The following is a 2,730-nucleotide window of genomic DNA, read 5'->3' as shown; positions in this document are numbered from 1 at the left end:
GTTAATTTTGTTTACTGCAAATTCAAAATACACGAACTTTTAGGGGGTGGCAAGTTATTTATATAAAAATTAAGTAAAATCAAATGGTAGCTGTCTTAGATATATAAAAAACTTTGACAGTACCTAGATATAACTAGGGGGGGTTAAATGAAACTTACAATCAAATCAAAATTAATTTTAGCCTTTTCTATCATAACAGCCCTATTAGTAGCTATAGGGATTTATTCTCTTAGTACTATTTATACTATGAGCCAGTCCTCAAAGCTTATTTCTGATAGATGGATGGAGAGACTAAACTTAGCTCATTCAATTAGCAAATCTGCAGCGGATTTTAGAATTGCTGAGAATTTGCATCTAAATTCAAATATAGACTCTGAAAAAACAGATGTGGATGAGCAAATTAATAGTATAAATGAGAATATAAAAAGTTATATACAAGAATACGAAAAGTTAATGGATGATGGAGAAAGTAAGGAACTAATCGAAGCAGTAAAAAGCAATATAAAACAGGCCAATGAAATTTATAATGATTTAAAGGCTAAAAGCGAAGAAGGCAATATTACTGAAGCAGAACATATTTTCTCAATGGATGCTAAAATTAATTATGATATACTAGAGTATAGATTAGATAAACTGGTTGATTATAATCAAAATAAGGCTAAGTCTTCTAGAGATGAAGCTAATAATTTATATAAATATTCAGCCATAATACTAGGTGTTATTATTTTTATATCCCTTGTAATTGCTATAATAGCTTCAGTAGTTATAATATTATCTATAACTAAACCAATAGATAAGCTTAAAAGAAGTTTAGTTACTTTGGCAGAAAGCGGTGGAGACCTAACAGCAAAAATTGAGTTGAATTCTAAAGATGAAATTGGAGACTTAGCAGCGGGTGTCAATAAATTTATCGCCAATATAAGAGATATAATGGTGGAGGTTCATAATAATTCCGAAAAGGTTACCCAATCATCTAATAAGGTCTCTGAACTTCTTGGTAATCTCAGAGCTACAGTGGAAGATACTAACATCAACATAGAAAAGCTCTCTGTGGCCATGGAAGAAACAGCAGCCACCGCCGAAGAAGTAGGAAGCTCCACAAACTCAATTCAACTAAGCACAGAATTCTTAGCCCAAAAGGCACAAAATGGATCAGAAGAGGCAAAAACAATAAGTGATAGAGCAAGTCAATTAAAGGATAATGCCATAAAATCAAGTTTAAATGCAAAAGAAGTATATAAGAAAACTAAAGAATCTTTGGATGCTGCAATAATTAGAGCAAAAAATGTAGATAAAATCAATGTCTTATCCAACAGCATACTAGAGATATCAGAACAAACAAATCTTTTAGCCTTAAATGCGGCTATAGAAGCAGCCAGAGCAGGTGAGTCCGGAAGAGGCTTTGCAGTGGTAGCAGATGAAGTGAGAAAGTTGGCGGAGAGCTCAAAAAATACGGTAGATGAAATCAAAAAGACAGTGGATGAGGTTATTTATTCAGTTGAAGAGCTAACAGAAGGCTATGCAAAAATTATGACTTTTATGGATTCTAGTATTGGTAAAGATTATTCAGAAATGATTGAAACCGGAGAGAAGTACAGTAAGGATGCAATCTTTGTAGATAATTTAGTTTCTGATATTAGCGGAACGGCACAGGAGTTAGCTGCTACCGTAGAAGATATCTTAAAAGCAGTAGAAGATGTAGCCATCACTGTAAACGATGGTGCAGAAGGCACACTAGAAATGTCAGAAAGGGTAGCTAATATATTTAATAGGGTTAATGAAGTACAAGGTTACACAGATATTAGCAGTAGTGCCGCTGACGAATTAAAGGCAGCCATAGAAAAGTTTAAAATTTGATTATTATAAAAACTTGAAAGAATAGCAATCACTGGGGAGACTGTTAGAACTTAAATTTACAATACACAAGGAGCGAAACGACGTGATAAAAATACTAATTGTTGAGGATGAGAACTTAATCAGGAAGGGATTAGTTCACTCAATAGACTGGCTTAGTATGGATTGCCTAATAGCTGGAGAAGCATCCGACGGCCTAGAGGGCCTTAAAGTTATAGAAGAAACTAAACCGGATTTAGTCATAACAGATATTAAGATGCCCTTGATGGATGGCATAGAAATGCTTCAGCGAGCAAGTGAAATCTGGGATTTTGAAAAAGTTATTTTAACTAGCTACGGAGAATTTGAATATGCAAAAAAGGCTATAGATCTAGATGTTTTTGATTACCTGCTAAAGCCCTATGATGAGGAGCAACTGAAGAAGCTTATTGAAAGGGTAAGGGTCAAAATAAAAGAAAAGCGCCGCTATAAGGAGTTTTTAGCATCAGTAAAGGATGATGAGGATTTCAATCTTATTAAACCAGACTCTTACATTAAAGAACAGCAGGGGACCAGCAAACAGGTTAAATCTGCAATCCAATACATTATTGACAACTATGCTGAAAAGATAAAAATAGAAGATGTAGCTAATTACTTAGCGGTAAGCTCTAGCTATCTCTCCAGAAAGTTTAAAGAAGAAACACATCATACCTTCCATGATTTTCTTAATAAGTACAGAATTCAGAAGTCTATAGAACTTCTGAAAGAAGGAGACTATAAGGTCTATGAGATATCCTACATGGTAGGCTTTAACGACTATAAACATTATGCTACAGTATTCAAAAAGTATACAAAATTATCACCGAAGGAATTTTTGAGGAAGAGGTAGAAATACCT

General features: G+C 33.9%; 2 protein-coding genes. Both read left to right on the top strand.

From position 1 onward, the window contains the following. Positions 1-147 precede the first annotated feature (147 nt). Positions 148-1,857, top strand: a complete 1,710-nt coding sequence (locus N3C_RS14570; protein ID WP_074366716.1) for a methyl-accepting chemotaxis protein — start codon at positions 148-150, stop codon at positions 1,855-1,857. A gap of 82 nt (positions 1,858-1,939) precedes the next feature. Further along, positions 1,940-2,722 (top strand): response regulator transcription factor, encoded by a 783-nt coding sequence (locus tag N3C_RS14565; RefSeq protein ID WP_074366715.1) that lies wholly within the window; start codon positions 1,940-1,942, stop codon positions 2,720-2,722. Positions 2,723-2,730 lie beyond the last annotated feature (8 nt).

This window comes from Clostridium sp. N3C, from assembly GCF_900095445.1.
In the GTDB taxonomy this organism is placed as follows: Bacteria; Bacillota; Clostridia; order Clostridiales; family Clostridiaceae; genus Clostridium_AU.
The sequence above is the reverse complement of the archived record's forward strand: the minus strand, read 5'-3'. Positions and strand labels throughout refer to the sequence as shown.

What these genes read in the sequence shown, in the direction of transcription:
- N3C_RS14570 (WP_074366716.1), top strand. Translation starts at nt 148, where the DNA reads ATGAAACTTACAATCAAATCAAAATTAATTTTAGCCTTTTCTATCATA.